17 protein-coding genes and 1 tRNA gene are annotated in these 16,556 nt (G+C 71.3%); 10 read left to right on the top strand and 8 right to left on the bottom strand.

All coding sequences use genetic code 11. The features are described from left to right. The first annotated feature begins 145 nt into the window (after positions 1-145). A tRNA-Thr gene (locus GCU69_RS21760) sits at positions 146-219 on the top strand. A gap of 294 nt (positions 220-513) precedes the next feature. Here the strand turns inward: GCU69_RS21760 and GCU69_RS21755 are convergent. The 4 genes from GCU69_RS21755 to GCU69_RS21740 form a co-directional block, all read right to left on the bottom strand. Then, positions 514-720, bottom strand: coding sequence for a hypothetical protein (locus tag GCU69_RS21755; protein WP_098752627.1), 207 nt, complete (start codon positions 718-720; stop codon positions 514-516). Beyond that, complete coding sequence (locus GCU69_RS21750) at positions 717-1,655, bottom strand: hypothetical protein (RefSeq protein WP_098752626.1); 939 nt, start codon at positions 1,653-1,655, stop codon at positions 717-719. Before GCU69_RS21750 ends, GCU69_RS21755 begins: the two co-directional genes overlap by 4 nt. A gap of 139 nt (positions 1,656-1,794) precedes the next feature. After that, on the bottom strand, positions 1,795-2,016 hold the full coding sequence (locus tag GCU69_RS21745; protein WP_156206951.1) for a DUF397 domain-containing protein: 222 nt from the start codon (positions 2,014-2,016) through the stop codon (positions 1,795-1,797). After that, a complete protein-coding gene (locus GCU69_RS21740) occupies positions 2,009-2,803 on the bottom strand; it encodes a helix-turn-helix domain-containing protein (protein WP_156206950.1) in 795 nt (264 codons plus the stop codon). Before GCU69_RS21740 ends, GCU69_RS21745 begins: the two co-directional genes overlap by 8 nt. A 349-nt stretch (positions 2,804-3,152) precedes the next feature. Here GCU69_RS21740 and GCU69_RS21735 point away from each other — a divergent pair, with 349 nt between their 5' ends. Next, on the top strand, positions 3,153-3,494 hold the full coding sequence (locus tag GCU69_RS21735) for a hypothetical protein (RefSeq protein WP_156206949.1): 342 nt from the start codon (positions 3,153-3,155) through the stop codon (positions 3,492-3,494). Between the two features lie 42 nt (positions 3,495-3,536). Here GCU69_RS21735 and GCU69_RS21730 read toward each other — a convergent pair whose 3' ends face one another. Next, the gene (locus tag GCU69_RS21730) at positions 3,537-4,208 is read right to left on the bottom strand and encodes a GntR family transcriptional regulator (protein WP_235978619.1); all 672 of its coding nucleotides are present in this window, start codon (positions 4,206-4,208) and stop codon (positions 3,537-3,539) included. 189 nt (positions 4,209-4,397) lie between these two features. Here GCU69_RS21730 and GCU69_RS21725 point away from each other — a divergent pair, with 189 nt between their 5' ends. The 6 genes from GCU69_RS21725 to GCU69_RS21700 all read left to right on the top strand — a co-directional run bounded on the left by GCU69_RS21725 (position 4,398) and on the right by GCU69_RS21700 (position 11,313). After that, positions 4,398-5,741 (top strand): 4-oxalomesaconate tautomerase, encoded by a 1,344-nt coding sequence (locus GCU69_RS21725; protein ID WP_156206947.1) that lies wholly within the window; start codon positions 4,398-4,400, stop codon positions 5,739-5,741. Further along, complete coding sequence (locus tag GCU69_RS21720; protein ID WP_156206946.1) at positions 5,738-6,763, top strand: amidohydrolase family protein; 1,026 nt, start codon at positions 5,738-5,740, stop codon at positions 6,761-6,763. The genes GCU69_RS21725 and GCU69_RS21720 overlap by 4 nt, the downstream gene beginning before the upstream one ends. 23 nt (positions 6,764-6,786) lie before the next feature. Beyond that, on the top strand, positions 6,787-7,470 hold the full coding sequence (gene ligK / locus GCU69_RS21715) for a 4-carboxy-4-hydroxy-2-oxoadipate aldolase/oxaloacetate decarboxylase (protein ID WP_156206945.1): 684 nt from the start codon (positions 6,787-6,789) through the stop codon (positions 7,468-7,470). Continuing rightward, positions 7,470-8,390, top strand: a complete 921-nt coding sequence (locus tag GCU69_RS21710) for an amidohydrolase family protein (protein WP_098750370.1) — start codon at positions 7,470-7,472, stop codon at positions 8,388-8,390. Before ligK ends, GCU69_RS21710 begins: the two co-directional genes overlap by 1 nt. A gap of 35 nt (positions 8,391-8,425) precedes the next feature. Beyond that, positions 8,426-9,787, top strand: a complete 1,362-nt coding sequence (locus GCU69_RS21705) for an MFS transporter (protein ID WP_156206944.1) — start codon at positions 8,426-8,428, stop codon at positions 9,785-9,787. A gap of 239 nt (positions 9,788-10,026) precedes the next feature. Next, positions 10,027-11,313: a PP2C family protein-serine/threonine phosphatase gene (locus GCU69_RS21700; protein ID WP_235978618.1), complete on the top strand. Its 1,287-nt coding sequence runs from the start codon at positions 10,027-10,029 to the stop codon at positions 11,311-11,313. Between the two features lie 73 nt (positions 11,314-11,386). On the opposite strand, the gene GCU69_RS21695 is transcribed toward GCU69_RS21700, so the two are convergent. Together GCU69_RS21695 and GCU69_RS21690 are read right to left on the bottom strand one after the other, a co-directional pair. Further along, complete coding sequence (locus GCU69_RS21695) at positions 11,387-12,595, bottom strand: beta-1,3-glucanase family protein (protein WP_156206943.1); 1,209 nt, start codon at positions 12,593-12,595, stop codon at positions 11,387-11,389. Between the two features lie 88 nt (positions 12,596-12,683). Further along, positions 12,684-13,988 (bottom strand): family 16 glycosylhydrolase, encoded by a 1,305-nt coding sequence (locus tag GCU69_RS21690; RefSeq protein ID WP_098750382.1) that lies wholly within the window; start codon positions 13,986-13,988, stop codon positions 12,684-12,686. A 420-nt stretch (positions 13,989-14,408) separates the two neighbouring features. On the opposite strand from GCU69_RS21690, the gene GCU69_RS21685 reads away from it, so the two are divergent. Continuing rightward, positions 14,409-15,062 carry an SLATT domain-containing protein gene (locus GCU69_RS21685; protein WP_235978617.1) on the top strand — a complete coding sequence of 218 codons (654 nt, stop codon included), beginning with the start codon at positions 14,409-14,411 and terminating at the stop codon, positions 15,060-15,062. 175 nt (positions 15,063-15,237) lie between these two features. After that, positions 15,238-16,109 (top strand): IS5 family transposase gene (locus GCU69_RS21680; protein ID WP_408055805.1). Its coding sequence is split into 2 segments (ribosomal slippage): positions 15,238-15,621 and positions 15,624-16,109, totalling 870 coding nucleotides; the frame shifts between segments, so codons are not numbered across the junction. 12 nt (positions 16,110-16,121) lie between these two features. Here the strand turns inward: GCU69_RS21680 and GCU69_RS21675 are convergent. Further along, positions 16,122-16,469 carry a hypothetical protein gene (locus tag GCU69_RS21675; RefSeq protein ID WP_156206302.1) on the bottom strand — a complete coding sequence of 116 codons (348 nt, stop codon included), beginning with the start codon at positions 16,467-16,469 and terminating at the stop codon, positions 16,122-16,124. Positions 16,470-16,556 lie beyond the last annotated feature (87 nt).

The raw sequence follows: 16,556 nt of genomic DNA, 5'->3' as shown, positions 1-16,556 counted from the left end.
CCGCCCGGACGCGGGGGGCGGCCCGGGCACCGCCGTCCCGCGCCCGGCGGAGATCCCGGTACGGGGCACCCCCGTGGACTGTGTAGACTTGGCGGCGTTGCCGACGGCCCTCCGCGCTCCCAGGGGAGTGTCGTCCGTGCGACAGGCCGCCTTAGCTCAGATGGCCAGAGCAACGCACTCGTAATGCGTAGGTCTCGGGTTCGAATCCCGAAGGCGGCTCTGTGAAAGCCCCAGGACTCACTCGCCGTGACCTGGGGCTTTTGCTTTTCTGTGGATTTTCCCGCACCCGGCGATCGCATCCGGGCGCCAGATGGTTCACGAGCCGCCGTGCGCGGGCTCGCCGGACGGGCGCCGGTCTCAGCGACGGTCTCAGTGCCGGTGCCGGTCTTGCTCTCGGTTGTGCCGTCGCCCGATACGGCGGAAGGGCGTGGTTTCCCTTCCTTGGGCGGGGCGACGACAGGTGCTGGCCCCGGCGCCGCTCCGCGCGTGCCCGTACCAGGCCCGGCGGAGGTGTCAGGAGACGACTCTGATCATCTCTCGGAGGTCTTTCAGGATCTGCCACAGCCCGGCCGACTGCCGTTCCGGGCGCCGCATCCTGGGACGGACCGGCTCCTGGGCCGCCGCGCGCCCGCCCTCCCGTGCCGGGGCCACACCACCGGGGCGGTGCCTGGGGCGGGTGTCCGTCAGATTGAGGAGGCGAAGGATGTTCAACCATTTCATGGAGATCCTCCCTGGGACCTGGTGTTCGGTGACGTACTCGCGCCTGCGTCGGCCCAGGGCTCCGGGGGCAGATCGCAGTACGGGAACTCTCCTCTGACCGCCTCGTAATGACGTGCGATCGCCATGCGCTCGGCCTGGGACGCCGGCCGCATACGGACGTCGCGCACAGCCGCTTCCTGCTCCTGCTGGTGCGTCCGGATGCGGAAGCGGTGCTCGATCAAGCTGCGGTAACGGCCGAGCAGCCATTCGAACTCGGCCCGGGTGAGCCCTGGTTCCTGCATCGCGTCGTGCATGGCACGCATACGCAGCAGGTCGTCCTCGTCGACCGGGCGCAGGCTCGCCTCCCGTTCGTCGACGCGGACCTGGTCGAGCCTGGAGAGGCCGATCAGCCAGTAACCGCCGGCCTGCCAGTTGCCGGCGACGACGGCCAGGGCGACCGGGATCATCCACCACGGTCCGTGCCAGGCAAGCCCGGTCCTCCCCCACCACCAGGGCAACATGGCGACGAACGCGAGCAGCGCGGCGCTGTGGGCGACCCAGGCCGACGGGTCGTTCCAGGACATCGGGAAGTAGCGCCCGCCGGGTTTGCGCGGCAGCGCCCGGGACACCAGCCCGTGCACGAACCCGTTGCCGGCCGCCGCCACTTCGTCGAAGACCCACCCCGCCCGGTCGCCCGAAGGCAGCAGACAGCGGTAGTCCTCGATGGCTCGTACGAGGAAAACGGCGACGAACACATGGGCGAGCGTCAACGCGCCGAAGACCAGCCACACCCTGTCGACCGACAGCGACACCTGCGCCACGGTCACCGACTTGCCGCCCGTCAGGAGGCGGGCAGCGGTGACGGACACCACGAGCAGCGATCCCACCGTCAGGATCCGCGTGGCGTTGTGCACCCCAGCGATGATCTTCCGCTGGTGTACGTCGCCCTCTTCCATGGATGCGCCCCCGTCGCGCGCCGTGGCTTTCCCGGCCGCCTGCCTCCGTTGTCCTCCGAGTGTCGCACCGCCGCCGCACCGCTGTCAGCCGCACCGTGCGGGACGCGGCGCCGCAGCCGGCCGGACCGGTTGTGCTGCCTCAGGCGTGGAGCGCGCCGGTCTTGACCGCGGATATGAAGGACGACCAGCCGGTGGCCGGGAAGACGAGCGCCGGGCCGTCGGGGTTCTTGGAGTCGCGGACCGGGACGCCGCCCGGTTGGCCGTCCAGCACCTCCAGGCAGCTGCCGCCTTCGTTGCCGCTGTACGACGACTTGCGCCAACCGCGCAGGCGGGACGGGGTGGGGAGGGTGTGCTCAGTCATGGTGTCCGTATTCCTTCGCTGTCGCCCACAACATGGCGACGGACTCCTTCATCGGCAGTGCGTCACCCAGCGCGAGATAGTAGGCGTTCTGCAGTCGTTCGACGTCGGCCGGGGCGTCGTGCACCTTGCCGATCTGCAGCCCTTCCGAGTAGGCGACCGGTGGCTGGTCCTCGAACCACATCAGCGTCAGCATGCTCTGCATGAGGGGATGGGGTCCCAGCCCGAACGGGATTACGTGCAGACGAACTCGCTCCGTTTCGGCCAGGTGGACGATGTGCGCCAACTGTTCCGCCATGACAGCCGGTTGGCCCACCGGCCGGCGGAGAACCGTCTCGTCCAGCAGCGCCCACACCACTGGCGTCACCGGATCGTTGAGGATCCTTGAGCGCTCCAGCCGTGTGTCGACGAGCTTGTCACATTCCTCTTCGCTCAATGGAGGGAAGCCGACGCGCAGAACTGCACGCGCGTACGCCTCCGTCTGGAGAACCCCCGGCACGAAGGTCAGCGCGAACTCCCGGATGACCGTCGCCTGCTGTTCGAGTTGGCGTGCCGCCTCGAAGTAGTCCGCCACCGCCACGTCGTCCTGCGGGAGGAAGCTGCTCAGTACGTTTCCCGTGTTCAGGGCCCTGTCCAGGCGACGGGCGTCCTCCCGGGACGGGACTCGGCGGCCGGCCTCGATGTGGGCGATGTGTGAACGGGTCATGATCGCCGCGTCCGCCAGCTCCTGCTGTGTCAGTCCGACCCTCGCGCGCTGGCCGCGGAGCCATTCCCCATAGATGTTGCTCACCGTTCAACTCCCGTGTGACAGAGCTTTCGTCACCTTGAAACCCCTGGTCAGCGTAGCCCGCGTCGCTTCAGTGTGTGAGTGGATCGCTACACAGCGACAGTGAAGTCAGGGGCCCGCGCGACCGGGGTGACGGTCCGGGGTCCGGTCGCCGACCACACGGAGTTGACGTCATGTTGTGTCTTGTCGGTCAGGTCATCGCTCGCGAGCGGCAGGAGGAGGTTTGGCGGGGGGAGGTCCGGCGGGAGCGGGCCCGGCGGGAGCGGGAGCGGGTGCGGCGACGGGCGCGGTGGCTCCCCGTGTACGGGCTCGGCACCGGGCCGCGGCGGATCCACGGGGCGGAGGCGGCGGCGTGACCGGCGCGACGGCCCCGGGCGGCGGTCGGCGCCTGCTGCCGTGGTCCACCCCGGACGGCAGGCCCTGCTATCTCCTCGGGGGCGGTGGCGGGCGGGTGTCCCGGCTGGCCGACGAGGCCGAGAACGCGCAACTCGGAATGGCGGCCGAACTGCTGGGCCACGCCGGGGACATGCTCGGCGACCGGCGGGTGACCCGCGACCAGCTTCGCTACCTCGCCGCCCGCCTGGCGGAGTCGCTCCACGACGTGCACCGCGTCGCGCTGAGCCGCGGTGACCGGCTGCCCGGCCCGGAACGCTTCGACGAGGGGGAGGGCGGGACGGCCGCGGCGGAGGGGTGAGGGGTGAGGGGTGACGCGTCCCTTCGACCCGCCTCCCCTCCCTCAGCCCTCGCCGTTGTCCCGGTCCGGGGTCGCCCGGAGTTCCCGGATCACGCTGTCCAGGTGGTCCCGTGCCGCCGTCTCGGCCGCGTCGGGGTCGCCCGCCGTGATCGCCTCGATCATCGCCAGGTGCTGCGGCAGCGACTGGGCCGGGCGGCCCGGGCGCAGGGCGAGCCGGAACTGGTGGCGGACCATCTGGCCGTTCAGCCGGTCCAGCAGGGACTGTGCCACCTTCTGGCCGCCGGCCTCCGCGATCAGGTCGTGCAGCCGGCGGTTGAGCGCCGAGTACGTGTCGAGGTCGCCGTCGGCCACGGCCTGCCGCATCCGGGTGCCGATCCCGATCAGCGTGTCCCGGTGCGCGGGCGTCGCCAGTTCCGCCGCGCGCCGGGCGCACAGGCCCTCCAGCGCCGCCCGGCACTCGGTGATCTGGATGGCCTCGTCCACGGAGACGACCCGGATCCGGGCGCCGCGCCGCGGAATCAGCTCGACCAGGCCCTCCGCGGCCAGATCCTGCAACGCCTCCCGCACGGAGCTGCGGGTGGCGTGGAAGGTGTCGGACAGCTCCTGCTCGATGAGCCGCTGCCCCGGGACCATGTCCCCGGATCGCAGCGCCTGGCGGATCCCCGTGCCGACCACGTTCCGTCCCGCCTGACCGGTGACCCGGTTTTCCGCCACTCCTACCGCCTTCTTCACGCTCCGGCACGCCCCCGCCGGCGGCTCTCCCCGCCGGCCGTCACGCAGTCTATCCGCCCGGGGCGGCTTGCCGATGATCGCTGAAACTTTTTCGTCAAGCATATTGTCAACAATCAGGTCGACGGTTACGTTGACGTAAATCGCCGACGGACAGGGAGCGCGGGCAGAGTGATGGAACAGTCCACGACGACTGCCTCCGGGCCCGGAGGCAGGCCCCGGCCGCAGGGCGGCCAGCTCGCCGTCCCCTGCTGGTTCATGCGCGGCGGCACGTCCCGCGGCCCCTTCTTCCGGGTCGCCGACCTCCCCTCGGACGTCGCCGCCCGGGACGCCGTACTGCTCGCCGCCATGGGCTCGCCCGATCCCCGCCAGATCGACGGGCTGGGCGGTGCGCACCCCCTGACCAGCAAGGCCGGCATCGTCGGGCCGGGGGAGCGGGAGGGGGTGGACCTGGAGTTCCGGTTCGCCCAGCTCCAGCCCGGCAGCGACACCGTGGACACCACCCCGAACTGCGGGAACATGCTCGCGGCCGTGGTCCCGTTCGCGATCGAGTCCGGGCTGCTGGAGCCGCGCGGGGACACCACCACCGCCCGCGTGCTCACCCTGAACACCGGCCTGGTCGCCGAGATCACCGTCCGTACGCCGGAAGGGGAATCCGGCCGCTACGTCGAGTACGACGGCGACACCCGCATCGACGGTGTCCCCGGCACCGCCGCGCCCGTCACGATCGGTTTCCCCGACAGCGCCGGGTCGGTCTGCTCGGCCCTGCTGCCCACCGGCAACGTGCGCGACCGGGTCGACGTCCCGGGCACCGGCCCGCTCGACGTCACCTGTGTCGACAACGGCCAGCCGCTGGTGATCGTCGCCGCCGCCGATCTCGGCCGTACCGGATACGAGTCCGCGGCCGAGCTGAACGCCGACGACGAGCTGAGGGCCCGCGTCGAGGCGCTGCGGCTGGCGTGCGGGCAGCTGATGGGCCTGGGGGACGTGACGGAGCGGAACTACCCGAAGATGACGCTGGTCGCGCCGCCCGCGCACGGCGGCACGATCAGCACCCGCAGTTTCATCCCGCACGTCTGCCACGCCTCGATCGGCGTCCTCGCCGCCGTCACCGCGGCCACCGCCTGCGTCCTCGACGGCAGCGTCGCCCACGATCTCGCGGCTCAGGTCAGTGCCTGCGACGACGGCGCCTGCGACGACGGCGCCTGCGACGACGGCGCCTGCGACGACGGCGCCTCCGACGACGGCGCTCCCGACGACGGCGCTCCCGGGGACGGTGTGCGTGTCTCCGTCGAGCACCCCTCCGGGGAGTTCGGCGTCGAACTGCGCCTCGACCCCGCCGACCCGCAGCGGGTCACCCGGTCCGCCCTGCTGCGCACCGCGCGGCTGATCATGGCCGGTGACGTGCTGGTTCCCCGCCGCCCCGGCGACCTGGCCGCCCCGCCCGCGGCAGCGGCGCCGCGGCAGGGGACGTCACCGGACGGGGCGGCACGGCACGACAAGGAGCAGCAGCGTTGATCATCGACTGTCACGGCCACTACACCACCGCGCCCCCGGCCCTGGGGCAGTGGCGGGACCGGCAGATCGCCTCCCTGGACGATCCGGCCGCCGCGCCCGACCCCGCCGGGCCGCGGATCAGCGACGACGAGCTGCGCGAGAGCATTGAGGGCAACCAGCTGCGGCTGATGGACGAGCGGGGCATCGACCTGACGGTCTTCTCGCCGCGCGCCTCCTTCATGGCCCACCACATCGGTGACTTCGCCACCTCCGCGCGCTGGGCCGCCATCTGCAACGAGCTGTGCCACCGCGTCAGCACCCTCTACCCGGAGCGCTTCGCGCCCGCCGCAATGCTCCCGCAGTCCCCCGGCGCCGACCCCGCCACCTGCGTTCCGGAGCTGGTCCGCTGTGCCGAGGAGTACGGCGTCGTGGCGGTCAACCTCAACCCCGACCCGTCCGGCGGCCACTGGACGTCCCCGCCGCTCACCGACCGCTCCTGGTACCCGCTCTACGAGAAGCTGGTCGAGTACGACCTCCCGGCCATGGTGCACGTCAGCACCAGCGTCAACCCGGCCTTCCACACCACCGGCGCGCACTACCTCAACGCCGACACCACCGCCTTCATGCAACTCGTGCAGGGCGACCTGTTCCGGGACTTCCCCGGGCTGCGGCTGGTGATCCCGCACGGCGGCGGCGCGGTGCCGTACCACTGGGGCCGCTTCCGGGGGCTGGCGACGGCGCTCGGCAGGCCGGAGCCGGCGGAGCACCTCCTCGGCAACGTCTTCTTCGACACCTGCGTGTACCACCAGCCGGGCATCGACCTGCTGCTCGACGTCGTGCCGGTCCGCAATGTCCTGTTCGCCTCGGAGATGATCGGCGCCGTCCGCGACATCGACCCGTGCAGCGGTCACCACTTCGACCACACCCGCCGCTATGTGGAGGCCGCCGGGCTGTCCGCCGGCGATCTGGCCGCCGTCCAGGAGCACAACGCCCGCGCCGTCTACCCCCGTCTCGACGCCCTGCTGAACCGGCAGGGACGCTGAGCGCGCGGAAGGAACAGATCAGCATGTACGAACTCGGAGTCGTCCACCGCAACATCACCCGCGCCCCCCGCGCGGACGTCGAGGCGCTGGCCGCGTACGGAGTGAGCACCGTCCACGAGGCGATGGGCCGGGTCGGCCTGATGCGCCCCTACCTCCGGCCCGTCTACCCCGGCGCCGGGCTCTGCGGCACCGCCGTCACCGTGCTCCTCCAGCCCGGTGACAACTGGATGCTGCACGTCGCGGCCGAACAGCTCCAGCCGGGTGACGTCCTCGTCGCCGCCTGCACCACCGAGTGCGAGGACGGGTTCTTCGGCGAGCTGCTGGCCACCTCGCTGCGCGCGCAGGGCTGCGCCGGGCTGGTCATCGACGGCGGCTGCCGGGATGTCGCGGCGCTGGAGGAGATGGACTTCCCGGTGTTCAGCCGGGCGGTCAGCTCCAAGGGCACCGTCAAGGCCACCCTGGGCTCGGTCAACGTTCCCGTGGTCTGCGCCAACGCCCTGGTCAACCCCGGTGACGTGGTCGTCGCGGACGTCGACGGCGTGGTCGTCGTGCCGGCCGCGCGGGCCGGGGAGACCGCGGAGGCGTCCCGGCGGCGGGAGGAGAACGAGGAGGGCAAGCGGCAGCGGTTCGCGGCCGGTGAGCTGGGCCTCGACATGTACGGCATGCGCGAGCCGCTGAAGGCCGCCGGACTGAGGTACGTGGACTGATGAGCGAGCGCTTCACCAAGAGCCCCGGCTGGCTGGACTGGCACCCGGACCCGTCCCGCCCCGCCTTCACCCTGCCGCCCGGCACCGTCGACGCGCACTGCCACGTCTTCGGCCCCGGGGACACCTTTCCGTACGCCCCGGAGCGCAAGTACACGCCCTGCGACGCGGGCCGCGAACAGCTCTTCGCGCTCCGCGACCGGCTGGGCGTCAGCCGGAACGTCATCGTCCAGGCGACCTGCCACGGCGCGGACAACAGCGCCATGGTCGACGCCGTCCGGGCGTCCGGCGGCCGGGCGCGCGGCGTGGCCACCGTACGGCCCGGCATCACCGGGGCCGAGCTGCGCGAGCTGGACGCGGCCGGAGTGCGCGGCGTGCGGTTCAACTTCCTCAGGCGCCTCGTCGACACCGCCCCCAAGGACGAACTGGCGGCCGTGGCGAAGAAGATCGCGCCGCTGGGCTGGCATGTCGTCGTCTACTTCGAAGCCGGTGACCTGGAGGAGCTGGAAGGTTTCCTCGGTTCGCTGCCCACCCCGCTGGTGGTGGACCACATGGGACGGCCGGACGTGACCCGCCCGGTCGGCGATCCCGAGTTCACGCGCTTCCTGCGTTTCACCGAACGCAACGACGTGTGGGTGAAGGTGAGCTGCCCCGAGCGGCTCAGCGTCACCGGACCCGCGGCTCTGGACGGACAGCGGCACCCCTACACCGATGTGGTGCCCTTCGCGCGACGCGTCGTCGAGGAGTTCCCGGAGTCCGTGCTGTGGGGCACCGACTGGCCCCACCCCAACCTGACCGGTCACATGCCCGACGACGGGCTGCTGGTCGATTACGTACCGCACGTCGCCGTCACCCCCGCCCAGCAGCACAGACTGCTCGTGGAGAACCCGATGCGGCTCTACTGGCCCGGCGAAGGCGTCTGAACCCTCCCCCTCCCCTCTTCGACAAGGGCCCAGCCATGCAGCATTCCAATGCGGCGAACCGGCTCGACAGACTGCCGATCTCCCGCTTCCACAAGACCACTCTCGTGGCCGTCTCCTTCGCGTACTTCTTCGAGTTCGCGGACATCAACACCTTCGCGACCACCGCCCCGAAGCTGGTCGAGCTGTGGGGCGTCACGGTCAACCAGGTCGCCTACGTGACCTCGCTGTCGTTCGTCGGCATGTTCATCGGCTCCGTGGTCGCGGGCGGCATCGCCGACCGGTGGGGCCGCAAACGGGCACTGACCTGGACGACGCTGTGGTTCGGCGCCTTCTCCTTCCTCACGGTCTTCTCCTGGGACATCGTCTCGCTCGGCGTGTTCCGCGTGCTGACCTCGGCGGGCCTGTCGGCGATGACGGTCGTCGCCGTCATCTACATCAGCGAGCTGTACCCGGCCGCCAAGCGCGGCAAGTTCCAGGCGTACGCCATCGTCATCGGCATCTGCGGCACCCCGGCGACGAACCTCATCGCCAGCTTCGTCGTGCCGGTCAACGACTGGTCGTGGCGGCTGGTCTTCCTGTGGGGCTCGCTCGGCATCCTGTTCGTGCTCTTCACCCGGCAGCTGAAGGAATCCCCCCGCTGGTACGAGAGCAGGGGCGAGTACGCCCGGGCCGACGCCGTGCTGCGGGACATCGAGGCGCGGGTGGCCGCCGACAAGGGCGCGCTGCCCGACGCCCTGCCGCCGGTCGAGCGGGTGCGGCACGCCAAGGCGCCGCTGAGGATCCTGCTCCAGAAGAAGTACCTGGCTCCGACCGCGCTGCTGGTGGTGCTCTGGGTGACGCAGACCATCGGCTTCTTCGGCTACTCCAGCTGGGCGCCCACGCTGCTGGCCAACGAGGGCTTCAGTGTCGAGAAGTCCATCTTCTACGTGGCGCTGACGACGGTCGGCGCGCCGCTGGGCTCCTTCCTGGCCGCGCTCGTCACCGACCGGTTCGAGCGCAAGTGGTGCCTGGTGGCCTTCGGCACGGTCATCGCGGCCTGCGGTCTGCTCTACGGGCTCACCTTCAACCCCGTCCTCATCGTGGTCTTCGGCTTCCTGGTGAACATGTTCGAGCGGGGTTACACGGCGCTGGCGTACGCGTACTCGCCGGAGCTGTTCGACACCCGCGGCCGCGCGCTGGGCACCGGGATCTCGTACGGCCTGGGACGCCTCTCCAACGCGGCCGGTCCGCTGATCATCGCTGCGCTCTACAACCGCACCGGTTACGAGAGCGTGTTCTATTTCATCGCCGGGACCTGGATGGTCGGCGCCGTCGCGCTGGCGGTCTTCGGGCCGCGCACCCGGAAGGCACGGCTGGAGGCGGCGGCAGCCGCGCGGGCCGAACCGGCGAACGCCTGACGCCGGCGGCACGGGGGAGACCGGGGCGGACCGGGGCGGCACCCGCCGGAAGGAGCCGTACCGGCCCGCCGCTCCGGTCTGCCGTTCCGGAGGGGGCGTTCCGGCCCGCCGTCCCGGCGCCCGCCGTTCCGGTGGGGCGTTCGGGTCCGCCGCCGGCCGCACTCGGCGTTGATCCATGCCTGTGACCCGACGGGGCAGACTCACAGGGTCGGCATCATCGGCCTGAGAGGACGGACGGCATGACGGACCGGGACCGTGCCAGCGGGCTCATGCTCAGCGGACTGCTCGGCGACAGCCATCTGCTGGCGTTCGAGCAGATCCCGGCCGCGGTGGCGCGGCACGCCGCCGTGGCCGGTGTGGACGACGTACTGATCCATCTGGTGGATCTCCGCGAGCACGTGCTGCGGGTCCTGCCGCCCGGCCGGGTGGGCGGCACCGGTCCGCCGGGCCGGGCGGACACCGGGACCGGGGACGGGCTGAGCGTCCAGGGCACCGTCGCCGGAAGGGCCTTCCAGTACGGCAAGGTGCTGCCGGCCGAGACGGGCACCGGGGGCGGGCCCCCGCACCAGTGGTGGGTGCCGCTGCTGGACGGCACCGAACGCCTGGGCGTGCTGTACGTGTCCACCTCACGGGACGACGACCGGGTCGCGCGGGACATGGAGGACCTGGCGTCGCTGGTCGCGGTGATCGTGGTGAGCAAGCGCGGCTTCAGTGACGCGCACGCGCGGCTGATGCGGACCGAGCCGCTGAACATCGCCGCCGAGATGCAGTGGCACCTGATGCAGCCGCGGACCTACGCCGACGACCGGGTGGTGATCGCCGCCTCCATGGAACCGGCCCACCAGGTCAGCGGTGACGCCTTCGAGTACGCGATCTCCGGGGACACCGTGCATGTGGCGGTCTTCGACGCGATGGGCCACGACACGTCCGCCGGGCTGACCGCCAACCTCGCGATGGCCGCCTGCCGCAACCACCGGCGCGAGGGACGGCCCCTGGCGGTCATCGGCGAGGAGATCGAGCGGGAGCTGCTGGAGCAGTTCGGCCCCACCCGCTACGTCACCGGGGTGCTGGCGGAGCTGGACACCCGCACCGGCCTGCTCAGCTGGGTCAACCGCGGGCACCAGCAGCCCGTGGTGATCCGGGGCGGCCGCTGGACCACGCATCTGCGGTGCCGGCCCGCGCACCCGATGGGGGCCAACCTCGGCCTGCCCACCCACGTCTGCCAGGAGCAACTGGAGCCGGGCGACCGGCTCGTGCTCTACACCGACGGCATCACCGAGGCGCGCAGGCCCGGCGGCCGGGAGTTCGGCCTGCACCGCTTCGTCGACTTCCTCGTGCGCCAGCACGCCGACGGGCTGCCCGCACCGGAGACCCTGCGGCGGCTGACGCAGAGCATCCTCGACTACCACGACGGGCAGCTCGACGACGACGCCACCGTGCTGGTCCTGGAGTGGCACGGGCCCGCCGCCCGCCCCGGCCGGGAAATCGCGGACTCCGCCGGCCTCCCCGACCACCCCGGTCCCTGAGCCGGGCCGGCGGGAGCGCGGCGGGGCCCCGGGCGCCTGACGGATCCGCCCGGGGCCACGCAGTGATGCGCCCCTAGAAGGGCGTCAGCTCCAGCCGGAAGCCGGTGGGCGCGTGGTCCTGGACGTATGAGGCGAAGTCCGCCACGTCGTCGAAGGCGAACCCGTACGCCTTGCCGTCCTCCGTCGCGGCGTGGATCGCCTTGGAGTAGTGGTTGGTCAGCTCGGTGGCGTAGAAGGCCGCCGGGTCCGTCGTGGGCTGCGACGGGGCGCTGACCAGCGTGGAGCGGTTGAAGCCCGCCCCCAGGATCGCGGCGACGGGACCGGTGGTGCCGTCGTTCGGCGCGGCCAGCTTGCCGTCGCAGAACAGCACGTCACGCGTGGACGGCTTGGCGAAGGAGACCGAGGCCGGGCCGCTGAAGACGAACTGCTCGCCGCGCACCCGGCCGGTGAACGTCCCGGCGTTGGTGGTGACCGTGAGGTCCTTGCCGGTGTACGTCGACCAGACCTCGTCGATGTACGGGGCGAAGTAGTTCTCGTCGAAGAGGCCGGTGTCCAGACCGTGCCCGGGCGCGATGATGCGCCGGTCGTCCACCACCAGCCGCTCGAACTCCGGGATCTCCCTGACCGCGGCGAACGCCCGCTCCCGCCCGCCGTCGCGCAGCGTGCCCGTCGTCTGGTCCTTGGCGCCGGTCAGCCGGATGCTCAGCGGGACGCTGAACATGTCGACCATGGTGGTGTTGCAGAACATGCCGTCGGGGTTGTGGGTGAACTCGGCGCAGTCGTGCAGCACCTCGTAGTTCGGGTCGGACTCGACCCAGCCGGCCGGGTACGCGAGGGCCGCGTTGCCGTTGCCGTCCTCCACGGCCTTGAACTTCAGCTTGCCGCCGAGCGCGACGTACATCCGCCCGGACATGTACGGCAGCGACAGCTTCGTCTCACCGCTGCCGGACAGTTCGAGGGCGTAGTCGGTGAAGCCGTCCGCGCCGTTGTCCGACAACGAGATCGGCGCGAGGGTGCCGTCCGGGGTGAGCCGGACCTGCTTCCCGTCCTGGTTGCCGACGATGTAGAGGAACACCGAGGCGTTGTCGAACGCTCCGGAGTTGTTGACGATCGTCACGGGCAGCGCGCCGGCTGCCTTCGCCTTCGCGCCGCCGCCGTCCGAGGACTTCGAGGCGAGGGCGTGCGGCGCGACGAGGGCGGCGGCCGGGACGGCGACTGCGGCACCGGCGAGGGCGGTGACGACCTTGCGGCGGGTGAGGGGGGTGCGGTGGCGGGGCGTCATGGGGGGTGCTTCCTGTTCTGTGCGGGAGCGGGGACGGGGATGGAGTCGGAGGACAGGGGGGGCGGGGTGTCGGTACGGTCCGGCCGGGTCAGCCGGTGGTCCACTTCTGGCCGGCGGCGCCCGTGCAGGTCCAGAGCTGGAGCCGGGTGCCGTCGGAGGCGGAACCGCCCGTGGCGTCCAGGCACTTGTCCGCGCCGACGTTCACCAGGTCACGGGCCTCGGTGTGCACCCAGTCCTGTGCCGCGGAGCCGTTGCAGTTCGCGAGCTGGACGGGGGTGCCGTCGGAGGTCCCGGCGCCCGCGGCGTCCAGGCACTTGTCGAACGCCCGTACGGTGCCGTCGTCGTGGAACGTCCACTGCTGCGCGGCGTGGCCGGTGCAGTGGTGCAGCTGGACCGGGGTGCCGTCGGCGCCCGTGCCGCCCGCCACGTCCACGCACATGTCGCCGATGCCGCGGATCGCGACGGCCTCGCCCGGGTCGCCCGGGTCACCGGGGTCACCGGGGTCGCCCGGGCCGGAGCCGTCGTCCGAGGCCGAGACGCGGACGTAGTCGACGGTCATGCTCTGCGGGAAGGAGGTGGAGGCGTCCGGGCTGCCGGGCCAGTTGCCGCCGACCGCGACGTTCATGATCATGAAGAACGGGTGGTCGAAGACCCATTCGTCGCCGCCGAGATCGGCGGGCGTGAGGGTCTGGAAGTCGTTGCCGTCCACCGACCAGGTGATCGACTCCGGGCTCCAGTCGACCGCGAAGACATGGAAACCGTCCGCGAAGGCCTCGCCGTTCGGCAGCGAGTACGGGGCGCCGATGCCCTCGCCGCCGGAATAGCCGGGGCCGTGCACGGTGCCGTGGACGGTACCGGGCTCCTTGCCGACGTTCTCCATGATGTCGATCTCGCCGCTGTTCGGCCAGCCCACGTCACCGAAGTCGGAGCCCAGCATCCAGAACGCCGGCCATATGCCCTGGCCGCGCGGGATCTTGATGCGCGCCTCGAAGTGGCCGTACGCCTGGGTGAAGGTCCGGGCGGTGTTCAGCCGCGCCGAGGTGTACTCGCAGGGGCCGTACCAGCAGCGGAGATCGGGGTCGGTGTTCTTGCGGGCCGTGATGACCAGGTTGCCGTTGCCGTCCAGGGCGGCGTTCGCGGTGTCGTCGGTGTAGTACTGCAGCTCGTTGTTGCCGCCTCCGTCGCCGTTGACCTCGTGCGTCCACTTGGCGGGGTCCGGGGCGCTGCCCGCCGGCCCGTCGAACTCGTCGGACCAGGTCTGCGCGGCCTCGGCGGCCTTCGCCCGGGTGGTGCCGGGCCCGGAGGTGTTCATCAGGACGGCGGTGGTGAGAGCGGCGGTGAGCAGGAGGACGAGTCCTCCGACCGACCATCTCCGTGCACGGTGAGCGGCCATGGCGTTACGTACCTTCTCTGTGGGAGATGAGGAATGCTGCGCCGGGCGGGGGACGTGGGCGAGTGGGGGGAGTCCGGAAGCGCCCGATTGCTGAGAGCGCTCCCAAACCGCGACGGTCTCCGCCGACGGGCCTGTGATGCTACGCACCCGGCGGGCCGCCGCCAACCGCCCGCACCATCGCACAAAAGTCTCTGACCTGCGGTTATGTGAGTTCCTGTCCGGGCATAGCGAGGGCTTAGGGCTCGGTTAAGCCGGGCTTAACCCGGGGCGCTCCCCCCGGTCGCCTCCCCGGCCCCGGAGTCGCCGTGCCGAGGACTCCGGCACCGGCTGTGGACCCGGGCGGAGGCGGTGGGGAGACTGTGCGCCTACGGCCGGAGTGCGGGACACCGGGGACGGTGCCCGGAGTTGAGGGGGACGGCGTTGGAGCGGGACGAGGAAACCGGGGCGCGGCGGCGCGGGCGGGGCCGGGGAGATCTGCGCGGACGGCCCTTCCCGGTGCTGCCGGGCGGGCCCGGCGGGCAGCGCGAGGCGGTGCGGCTGCTGCGGGCCTGGGCCGAGCAGGAGGCCGAGGACGCCATCGACTGGTATCTGCGGGACAAGCGGCTCAAGCGGATCGGGGCGAAGACCGTCCGGGCGCTCGTCGTGCTGCTCACGGTGGCCGGGGCGGTGCTGCCGCTGAGCAGCGCCGTGGCCGGACGCTCTCCCGGGGGCTGGGGCTATGTGCTGCTCGGGCTCGCGGCCGGGTGCAAGGGGTTCGACCTGGTCTTCGGGTTGTCCACGGGCTGGATGCGGGACATCCGGGCCGCGCAGGCGCTGCGGGGGGAGCTGAACGACGTACGGCTGGCGTGGGCGGCCGACACGCTGCGGGCCGGCGGGCGGGACGGGGCCGGGACGGACGGCGGGCCGCTGTCCGCGTCCGAGTTGGAGCGGCAGCTCGAACTGATCGGGCGGCTGGTGACCGCGGTGCGGGAGCGGATCGGCACCGAGACCGACGACTGGCTCACGGAGTTCCGCTCCACCACCCAGCAACTGCACGAGCCGGGCGGTCCGGTGGGCCCGGCCGTACCGCAGTAGGCGTCCCGCCGGGCCGTACCGCAGTAGGCGTCCCGGCGCTGCGCGGCCCGCGCGGAGGGGACGGGCGCCGGTCCGCTCTCCGGAGCGGCTACACAGCGGAGTTGTGTAAAAGCTCCACGTGTTGGACACGCTGTCGATAGTGTGCCGGAGGGGCCGGACGACTAGGCAGTTTCGTTTGGATCAGTCGGTCGTTGGTCCGGGTGTGCCGTTGACTGATGCGCAGTGGGCGCGGATCGAGCCGTTGCTCCCGGACCGGACACCGAAGCGGGGTGGGCGCTGGCGGGATCATCGCCAGATGATCGACGCGATCGCCTACAAGTTCCAGACCGGCACGCAGTGGGTGCACCTGCCGGAGAGGTACGGCAACTGGCGGGGCGTCTACAACCGGTTGCGGATGTGGGCCTTGGACGGCACCTGGGAGCGGGTGTTCACCGCCCTGGTTGCCCAGGCCGACGCGGATGAGGACCTGAGCTGGGCCGTGTCGGTGGACTCCACGATCGTGCGGGCTCACCAGCACGCGGCCGGAGCTCGTAAAAAGGGGCCCCGGTCGGCGAGCCGGACGACCACGCCATCGGTCGCTCCCGCGGCGGGCTGACCACGAAAATTCACCTTGCTGCCGATGCCCGCTGTCGGCCGCTCGCGTTCGTCCTCACCGCCGGACAGGCCGGCGACGCGCCCGCCTTCGCTGGTGTCATGGCCCGCCTGCGTGTTCCTCGACGGCGCGGTCGTCCGCGCACCAGGCCGGACGTAGTCCTGGCCGACAAGGCCTACTCATCTCGCGCGATCCGCGCCCACCTGCGCAAACGCGGTATCCGGGCGGTGATCCCCATCCCGGCGGACCAGCGGAACCACCGGCTGCGACGCGGCAGCCAAGGCGGCAGGCCACCGGCCTTCGACCGTGAAGCCTACAAGCAGCGCAACACCGTCGAGCGGTGCATCAACCGCCTCAAGCAGTGGCGCGGCATCGCCACCCGCTACGAGAAGACCGCCACCATCTACCTGGCCGGACTCCACATTGCTGGCATCTTCCTATGGTCTGCCCGCTGAGAGAAAGGCAGCTCACGGCCGGAGGCGTTCCGCCTGCGGATCGAAGCAGACAAGTCCATGCTCGCGAGCCAGCGCAGAGGCGTACTCGGACACCTCCTCAGCCTTGCCATAAGACATGAGCAGGTACACCATCGGCCCCGATGCCTCCCCAATGACCGGCGGTGACGCCCATACGCCACTGCCCTCGTCGTCCGGGTACCGCGCGACGAGGGCTTCCACGTAGGCCACGATGCGCGGCACCGGAGGTACGACAACATCGTCCGACTCTAGGTAGCGCTCGAAGAGCTCGTCGTAGGTCGAGCCCGCTTGGCCGTCGTTGAGTGGACGGTCGCCGTCCCACACCGCAAGGTCATAGCTCACCAGCGCATCGTCGCAGGCGGCAGCTCCATCGGAATCAGCAGGCCCTGAAATCGAACCGTCACCAAGTGATCCGAAAGAGAGCTCCTA

Source organism: Streptomyces lycii (assembly GCF_009735685.1).
GTDB classification, from domain to species: Bacteria; Actinomycetota; Actinomycetes; order Streptomycetales; family Streptomycetaceae; genus Streptomyces; species Streptomyces lycii.
The sequence above is the reverse complement of the archived record's forward strand: the minus strand, read 5'-3'. Positions and strand labels throughout refer to the sequence as shown.

Bases quoted from the DNA above. Each gene is read 5' to 3' on its own strand.
- GCU69_RS21755 (WP_098752627.1), bottom strand. From the start codon at position 720: ATGAAATGGTTGAACATCCTTCGCCTCCTCAATCTGACGGACACCCGC.
- GCU69_RS21750 (WP_098752626.1), bottom strand. From the start codon at position 1,655: ATGGAAGAGGGCGACGTACACCAGCGGAAGATCATCGCTGGGGTGCAC.
- GCU69_RS21745 (WP_156206951.1), bottom strand. From the start codon at position 2,016: ATGACTGAGCACACCCTCCCCACCCCGTCCCGCCTGCGCGGTTGGCGC.
- GCU69_RS21725 (WP_156206947.1), top strand. From the start codon at position 4,398: ATGGAACAGTCCACGACGACTGCCTCCGGGCCCGGAGGCAGGCCCCGG.
- ligK (WP_156206945.1), top strand. From the start codon at position 6,787: ATGTACGAACTCGGAGTCGTCCACCGCAACATCACCCGCGCCCCCCGC.
- GCU69_RS21710 (WP_098750370.1), top strand. From the start codon at position 7,470: ATGAGCGAGCGCTTCACCAAGAGCCCCGGCTGGCTGGACTGGCACCCG.
- GCU69_RS21705 (WP_156206944.1), top strand. From the start codon at position 8,426: ATGCAGCATTCCAATGCGGCGAACCGGCTCGACAGACTGCCGATCTCC.
- GCU69_RS21700 (WP_235978618.1), top strand. From the start codon at position 10,027: ATGACGGACCGGGACCGTGCCAGCGGGCTCATGCTCAGCGGACTGCTC.
- GCU69_RS21695 (WP_156206943.1), bottom strand. From the start codon at position 12,595: ATGACGCCCCGCCACCGCACCCCCCTCACCCGCCGCAAGGTCGTCACC.
- GCU69_RS21690 (WP_098750382.1), bottom strand. From the start codon at position 13,988: ATGGCCGCTCACCGTGCACGGAGATGGTCGGTCGGAGGACTCGTCCTC.